Source organism: Brachybacterium tyrofermentans (assembly GCF_014897585.1).
GTDB classification, from domain to species: domain Bacteria; phylum Actinomycetota; class Actinomycetes; order Actinomycetales; family Dermabacteraceae; genus Brachybacterium; species Brachybacterium tyrofermentans.
The window spans coordinates 160,708-167,361 of sequence record NZ_JABUXW010000011.1; the positions used below are offsets into that span (position 1 = coordinate 160,708).

6 protein-coding genes are annotated in these 6,654 nt (G+C 66.8%); 1 reads left to right on the forward strand and 5 read right to left on the reverse strand.

Annotation, left to right across the window (positions count from 1 at the left end):
* Positions 1 to 31: 31 nt before the first annotated feature.
* Positions 32 to 1,243, forward strand: a complete 1,212-nt coding sequence (locus INT49_RS10100) for a sensor histidine kinase (RefSeq protein ID WP_193117621.1) — start codon at positions 32 to 34, stop codon at positions 1,241 to 1,243.
* Between the two features lie 243 nt (positions 1,244 to 1,486).
* On the opposite strand, the gene INT49_RS10105 is transcribed toward INT49_RS10100, so the two are convergent.
* The 5 genes from INT49_RS10105 to INT49_RS10125 all read right to left on the reverse strand — a co-directional run bounded on the left by INT49_RS10105 (position 1,487) and on the right by INT49_RS10125 (position 6,268).
* Positions 1,487 to 2,107, reverse strand: coding sequence for a CueP family metal-binding protein (locus INT49_RS10105; RefSeq protein ID WP_226850169.1), 621 nt, complete (start codon positions 2,105 to 2,107; stop codon positions 1,487 to 1,489).
* The gene (locus INT49_RS10110; protein ID WP_193117601.1) at positions 2,107 to 2,682 is read right to left on the reverse strand and encodes a YdhK family protein; all 576 of its coding nucleotides are present in this window, start codon (positions 2,680 to 2,682) and stop codon (positions 2,107 to 2,109) included. Before INT49_RS10110 ends, INT49_RS10105 begins: the two co-directional genes overlap by 1 nt.
* 703 nt (positions 2,683 to 3,385) lie before the next feature.
* The gene (locus INT49_RS10115; protein WP_193117602.1) at positions 3,386 to 4,219 is read right to left on the reverse strand and encodes a C40 family peptidase; all 834 of its coding nucleotides are present in this window, start codon (positions 4,217 to 4,219) and stop codon (positions 3,386 to 3,388) included.
* Between the two features lie 721 nt (positions 4,220 to 4,940).
* Positions 4,941 to 5,591: an IS3 family transposase gene (locus INT49_RS10120; RefSeq protein WP_193117603.1), complete on the reverse strand. Its 651-nt coding sequence runs from the start codon at positions 5,589 to 5,591 to the stop codon at positions 4,941 to 4,943.
* 278 nt (positions 5,592 to 5,869) lie between these two features.
* Positions 5,870 to 6,268 (reverse strand): hypothetical protein, encoded by a 399-nt coding sequence (locus tag INT49_RS10125; RefSeq protein WP_193117604.1) that lies wholly within the window; start codon positions 6,266 to 6,268, stop codon positions 5,870 to 5,872.
* Between the last annotated feature and the right edge of the window lie 386 nt (positions 6,269 to 6,654).

Here is a 6,654-nt window from a genome sequence, read left to right on the forward strand (position 1 = left end):
TCCCTCTGGCACGAGCCTGGCCTCACGGCTGATGACCGGCCAGCTCATCGTGCTGCTCGCGGGCGCCCTCAGCATCACCGTCCTGACGGTGCTCATCGGGCCCGCCGTCTTCCACTACCACCTGCTCCAGACCGACCTTCCCGTCGGCAGTGCGGAGCTTCTCCATATCGAGCGTGCCTACCGCGATGCGCTCGCGCTGGCCCTCGGCGTCGGACTGGTCGTCTCCCTCCTGGCGGCGGGACTCGTGACCTGGCGACTGGCTCGACGACTCCGCCAGACACTCGTCGGCCTCACCCAGGCTGTCGACGAGCTGTCGCGGGGCCACTACTCCACCCGAGTACCTGCCCTCGGCTCAGGGACCGAGCTCGACGCGCTGGCGGCCACACTCAACGACATGGCAGCACAGCTCGATGCCGTCGAAGAGACCCGACGACGACTCCTCTCCGATCTCGCCCATGAGCTGCGCACACCCATCGCCACGCTCTCGGCGCATCATGAGGCGATGGCCGACGGGGTCATCGAGCCGGAGGCGGCCATGCCCGTCCTCGTCAGCCAGACCGTGCGACTGTCCCGGCTGGCCGACGACGGGAGCGAAGTGTCCCGGGCCGAGGAGGGCCAGCTCCCAGTGGAGCTCCGGCCCATGACCGTCGACGATCTGCTGGAGTCGACCATCCAGGAATGGGAGGAGAGGTTCGAGGCAGCAGGCGTGTCGTTGACCCTCGAGACTGCACCGGGCCGACCTCCGACGATCCAAGCAGACGCGGACCGCCTCTCCCAGGTGCTCGGGAACATTCTGAGCAATGCTCTGCGGCACACCCAGGCAGGAGGCACCGTCGCCGTCTCGGCAACCACGCGAGCCAGCACGGTGGAGATCACGGTGGCGGACGACGGCGAAGGATTCACCACTGAGGACGGCCCCCGCCTGTTCGAACGCTTCTTCCGCGCCGACACCTCCCGCACCCGCGAGAACTCGGGGTCGGGCATCGGGTTGACGATCAGTCGAGCCCTGGTCGATGCGCACGGCGGGATCATGACCGCCTCGAGTGACGGGCCCGGCCGGGGAGCCACCTTCACGATCAGCCTTCCCCGCGCGACCGCTGAGCGCTGGGCCGTCGCGGAGGGCGGGCTCAGCGGGCGGACGATCGTGGTGAAGCTGCCGATCCGGGGCCCGTGCTCGGCGCAGCCGTCTTCAGCGCCGGGGCCTCCAGCCGGCACGGTGGGCGGGAGGCGAACCGGACAGTGATCACCACGGGGAGCCGAGCAGCGCCGTGGACTCGACGGCGTCGCGGTCGTCGGTCCTTCCCTGGATCTCCAGGGGTCCCCGCGACATTCAGGGGGATCCCGACCACGACACCATCTCCGGAGACATTCCCGGCACTCGCATCGCTCGCCGCGTTCGAGCAGCTGCCGCCGCACGCCTAGATGACAGGGGTGCCGGCGAGCAAGTCCCTGGTCAGGCGGAGCACAGTGCGCCGGCTCGGGCCGCTCATGTCAGCTGGAGACTGGTCAGGCAGGTCAGAGCATCCTCCGCCTGGGTGTCGATCGAAGCGGTCCCGGTGACGTCCTCGACGGTGCAGGTGAGCTCGACGGTGATGCCGCGCGGCATCCAGAGACCGAGGAATCCGTTGTCATGCGTCGTGCGGGTGCCATCTTCGAGCGTCTCTCCCGAGCTGCTGTCGACCGCCCTCACGGTGATCTCGCGGTTGCTCAGCTCTCCGCGGCAAGTGGTGAGGCTGTGGAAGGCGCACTCATGGGTGGTCTCCAGGTACGGGGCCACCGACAGGTAGAACAGGCCCTCAGGCAGGGGCAGCTCAGCCTCGCGTCCTACCTCGTCCTGGAGCTGGAGTGACACGGGGGTGACGCTCGCGATCAGGTCCTGAGGGCGCTCGGCCACCGGGAGCGCTTCGAGCTGATCGATGATCGCGCGCGCGTCGGCGTCTGCGAAGCCGTGCGCTTCGAGCAGGTCCTCGTCGCCCGTGGCGACCGTGCGCTCGGCAACGCCGGTGCCGCAGCCGGCGATCACGATCGGGAACAGTCCGGCACCGATCATGAGCGAACGTCGGGGAAGTCGGGCGCCGCGGCCGCGGCGCCGTGGGAGTGCGTTCATCAGGCAGGCTCGATCTCGCTCTCGACGACCCACTTATGGTTCGTCATCATCATCCCGTCGGACTCGTAGTCGACCATGTACACCGTCTCCTCGATGACGCTGTCGATGGTGGCTTCGGCGCCCTCCATGCCGGCCATGTGATCGGCGGTGATGGTCACCGCGGTGCCCTCGGCTAGCGATGCCTCGCCCGGGTTCTCGAGCTCCTCGTGGACGACCCACTTGTGGTCGGTGACCGGATCGCCGCCATCGGTGGGCGTGAAGCTTACCGAATAGGTGGTGGTGTCGAAGGCGCCCGAGATCGTCGCCGTGGCTACCTCCATGCCCTCCATGTGGTCCGCGGTGAGCGTCACCTCCGCGCCGACTGGATACTCGGGATCCTCCGCGGGCAGCATCCACTCGGGGGCAGGCCCGCCGTCCATCGGGTGCTCCATGTCCCCGTGGCCATCACCATCGGACGCCTCTGACCCGCCCGAGGTCAGACCGCCATCAGACCCGCTGTCAGAGCATCCAGCAAGGACGATCGAACCGGCAACGACGAAGGTTGCGAGTCGACCGAAAGAACGACGGGATTGCATACGTTTCTCCTAGTCAGAGGATACTTTGTGCCAGCTTATGACCCGTGGGTCAAGGTCTCCTCAAGATCAGATCCGGTTCTCTTGAGCACACTGTTCACCAGTGGGTCACTACCGTCTCAAGACCACACGGCCCACTCACGTCCGCCGCTCATGGCGCGCTGGCTGCCGTCGAGGAACGGGCTGGTGAACGCTTGTCTCTTGGGAGCGAGAAGGAGCAGGCCGAGCTCCGCACGTCGCATCGAGGCTTCGGACCCACCCGAAAGACGTCGGCGCGATCGACCAGCAGATGCTCGCCGCATATATCCGGGCCGGCTTCGGGGGCGACCGGACCTGCACGGCGTGCGCAGGCACGTGCTCGGACGAAGTCGCGGTCACCGGCCTGACCCCGTTCATCCGCAGGAAGCAGGATGTCGCCGATGACTGCGAGGCCATCTGACGGGTCGGATCCCGTCAGGCGGGCACAACGTCGCCCTCAGTCGTGCCCCAGCTCGAGGCGAGTCAGGCAGCATGCCGGGCCGGCGCCGAGGGGCGCGAGAAGCATGCCGGCATGCACGAGGACTCAGCACGGGCGGACGTCTGCCGCCGCTGTGAAGAGGCTCGTGCCGACCTGCTGGACGCCATCGCCTGAGGCACGGCATCTCTGCGTAAAGGGAGCCCCGACCGCCGGTCGGGGCTCCCGTTACACTGGTGTCGGCGCGTCGGATCAGCGGAACGTGACGAAGGTGGGATTGCCCCAGATGGTCCGCTCGGTGACGGAACCGGCGCTGTTGCCGGCGTCGATGACCGTGTCGCCACCCGCGTAGACCCCCAGGTGGCCGGGCCACACCACGAGGTCGCCGGGCTGGGCCTCGGACTTCGAGATCGTGGTGCCGGCCGCCTCCTGCTGAGACGAGGTGCGGGGCAGATCGATACCGACCTGTGCGTACGCGTAGGCGCTCAGGCCCGAGCAGTCGAAGCTGACGCCCGGCTTGGACGTGCCCCACGAGTACGTGACGCCGACCTGGCTGCGCGCGGCGTCGACGATCGCCTGCCCCGAGCTGCTCGCCGAGGACGCGGCGGCAGGAACAGAGGTCCCCCCGCCGGAGACCGGCGCGGCGCTGCCAGTCAGCGCGCCCTGGGTCTTCGGTCCCACGACTCCATCGACCTGAAGGTCGTGGCTGCGCTGGAAATCCTTCACGGCCCCGTTGGTGAGTCCGCCGAACTTGCCGTCGACCGACAGCGAAGCACCGTGCTCGTTCAGGGCCGACTGGAGCTGCTCGACGGCGGTGCCCTCAGAGCCCCACCGCAGCTTCTCGGATGCCACGGCAGACTTCGCGTGCGCAGGAGCCGGCGCAGCCGGAGCGGCAGCTGCCGCCGAAGCGGCAGGCGCGGCAGGTGACGCCGCAGGAGCGGCCTGCGCCGGGCCCGCGAGCAGAGCGGAGCCGATGACGACTGTGCCGAGGACAGCGGCACCGCCGGTGCCCCGCAGAGCGCGGCCAGCGGTCCCGGCGGGGGTCACTGCTCGGCCGAAGGCGCGGTGGGTGTTGGTCTGGGCCATGGTTCTACTCCGTAATTTTCCCTCCTCGAGACGAGAGGGAGTCGATGACTTCGTCAGCGCCACAGCGACGGCCGAGCAAGCAGCGAGGCGCCGGCTCATGTCGTGGGCAGTGAGTTCAACGTACGGGCCGCGCCGCTCGATCTACGGAGGCATGGAACGTCCTGCTTGAAAATTTAACCGCGGCTTTACTCACGATCCTCAGATACACCAGGAGGGTAGGTCCACCTTTACTCGTGCGGTCAAAAGGATGACGCGCGAGATCGAACGCCGTCTCAAGATTGTCTTCAGACAGCGCTGTGTCATGCAGTGGACCAGCCCAGCGTGCGAGCGTGGACGCACCGCGGTGCGTCAGGTCATGGCGTTCCGATGAACAGAACGGACTGGTGGGCAACGGCTCGGGCGATCTCCGTCGTCTGCGGTCGGTTCTCGTGCGTCCGGGACGGGGACGCCTGATCGGCACCGGAGAAGTGGACGAGGCCTATTTCGGCGCGGATGAGCCGGGATTGCCTGGCGGGCCAACGGTAAGAGGACGCTGGTCGGAGCAGCCGCCGAGATCGCCGAGTACCTCGAATACGGCCGCGATCGCACGAGGACCCTCGCAGACGGGCCTGCCTCCGCCAGTATCCCGTCACCACCGGCCACATCGAGCTCGGTGCCATGGTCAACACTGACGCGTGGTCGAGCCGGTAACCATGGCATTGGGCAGGTGCTGAGTCTACGGTCAGCGGTCCTGCTCGCCGCCAGAGAGGCGACGCATGAATGCTCGTTGAACTTTGTTCTGGTCGCGTTCGGCCAGGGTGAGCACGAGGCGCGATTGCTCGCCTGTGACCTTCGGTGCCTCGGGCAGGACATCTTCTGCAATACCGGCGAGCTCCGCCGCGAGGCCGTCGAGCTCCGCCGTCGATGTCCTGTCGTCGATGTCGTCGAAGCGCTCCTGGGCCGCAACGATTCTCGACCGCACCTCGGGTCGGAGCTGGTTCGGCCCAAGCGCAGTGAAGTCCCGTTCAACCAGGTCAGGACGACGATCGGATACTCCCGAGGGGGTAGTCGTGAGCGCTTTGCGGCCACGGCGAACCCCTTCCAGGCCACCTACTTTCATCAACCGAGCAGTCTGGTCCCGGCCGATGTCCCAACCGGCCCGGCGCATCGCCTGGTGCATCTTGCGATACCCGTAGACGCCGTAGTTCTCGGCGTGGATCCGTCGGATCTCACCAATCAGCACCTCGTCGCGGAGGGCCCGGGCAGAGCTCGGGCGCTGCGTCGCGGCTCGATAGCTGCGGGAGGTGAGGAACCCACAGTCTGTCGCGCTGAGCACGCGGCAGAAGGCCTCGACCCCGAACTGATCACGGTGCACGTCGATGAACCGGATCATTTCGGCTGCGGAGGCTCTCGCGTGACATACGAGAGATCATTTCTCGCTCTTAACTCGCTCCTCCGCGGCCCGGAATGTACCGAAACGGGTAAACCTGCTGGTCAAGTAGCCCAGGCGGGGCTTGAACCCGCGACCGACGGATTCTCGGTTAGCTAGTCTGCCACCTGCACCAACCGTCTGCGTCGTGCCTGGACACGGCTAGATCCTGTGCGTAGTTGTTGACGCTGAGATATGCATGGGGACGGCAAAACACAGGACAGACACAGAGCTCTGTGTTTTCACGAGGTCTGGTCTGTCTCAAGGTCGAGAAGCTGCACCAGGTCCTCCAGTGAGCCCCAGAGTGACGGGAGGGCAGGGTGCTCCTGTACGGCGTCGGCACCGAGCTCGTGCACGGGGAGGGCGTCGGGAGTCCATAGCGCTACTTCGTCGCCGTTCTCGTCCCAGGCGGCGCAGGTGCCGAGGAGCATCAGGGGCAGGCGGTCGGGCTCGTCGGGTAGCAGGGCCACGGGCACTACGTCGAACGCCAGGAGGTCCCCCTCCCACGAGGTGCGGTCCTCCCACCACGTCGTGATGCAGGCGGCGCAGTCGCACCAGTGCGGCACCTCGACAGCTACGCCGATCCCGTGGTCCAGGTCCAGCACTGCTGCACGCCAGGTGCTCGTCACGCTCTCGATCATCGCTCCCTCTCCTCCCCGAGCACGATGCCCTGGGGTCGGATTAGCGTACTGACCTGCGAGTCTGTGCACCTGCTAGGTGGCCGGCGCCTGGGATAGCAGGTGCACCTTCAGGCGCTCGAGCTGCACAGCGGCGTGCACGTCATGGCAGGTCGAAGGGGTGCCTGCTATCTCTCAAGGTGCAGGTGAGTGCTGGGGGAGGACGGCCCGACCACTTGGTAGGGAGGGGTTGAAGCGCTTGGAGGTCAAGGCTCTGACCTGCACGTCTGGGGATCGTTATCGTTTCGTTACCAGAATGGCCGTGGAAACGTCCTGACAAAAGGGGTCTACGTACCTAGTGGCGCGTGTCGTTAGTTAGTTTACGGTTCGTGGTTTGGGATCATGGGGGC

What these genes read in the sequence shown, in the direction of transcription:
- INT49_RS10125 (WP_193117604.1), bottom strand. Translation starts at nt 6,268, where the DNA reads ATGATCGAGAGCGTGACGAGCACCTGGCGTGCAGCAGTGCTGGACCTG.
- INT49_RS10120 (WP_193117603.1), bottom strand. Translation starts at nt 5,591, where the DNA reads ATGATCCGGTTCATCGACGTGCACCGTGATCAGTTCGGGGTCGAGGCC.
- INT49_RS10100 (WP_193117621.1), top strand. Translation starts at nt 32, where the DNA reads ATGACCGGCCAGCTCATCGTGCTGCTCGCGGGCGCCCTCAGCATCACC.
- INT49_RS10105 (WP_226850169.1), bottom strand. Translation starts at nt 2,107, where the DNA reads ATGAACGCACTCCCACGGCGCCGCGGCCGCGGCGCCCGACTTCCCCGA.
- INT49_RS10115 (WP_193117602.1), bottom strand. Translation starts at nt 4,219, where the DNA reads ATGGCCCAGACCAACACCCACCGCGCCTTCGGCCGAGCAGTGACCCCC.
- INT49_RS10110 (WP_193117601.1), bottom strand. Translation starts at nt 2,682, where the DNA reads ATGCAATCCCGTCGTTCTTTCGGTCGACTCGCAACCTTCGTCGTTGCC.